Source organism: Sphingomonas sp. AC449 (assembly GCF_979253475.1).
Genome location: NZ_CEEDCZ010000070.1, coordinates 1 through 249, shown reverse-complemented (window position 1 = coordinate 249; position 249 = coordinate 1). Strand labels below are relative to the sequence as shown.

Annotated in this window: 1 protein-coding gene; it reads left to right on the top strand. The window is 62.7% G+C overall.

Annotated features, from left to right (window positions below):
• The coding region (locus AC0CH3_RS17870; protein WP_465238135.1) for a carboxyl transferase domain-containing protein at nucleotides 1-249 on the top strand (249 nt) is incomplete at both ends.

The following is a 249-nucleotide window of genomic DNA, read 5'->3' as shown; positions in this document are numbered from 1 at the left end:
CCGCAAGGGAGCGCCTTGACGTGCTGCTGGACGTGGGATCGTTCGAGGAGCTCGACATGTATGTCGAGCACCATTGCGTCGATTTCGGGATGCAGGACCAGGTGATCCCCGGCGACGGCGTGGTCACCGGATCGGGCACGATCCACGGCCGCCTCGTCTTCGTCTTCAGCCAGGATTTCACGGTATTCGGCGGGGCGCTCAGCGAGCGTCATGCGCAGAAGATCTGCAAGGTGATGGACAGCGCGATGA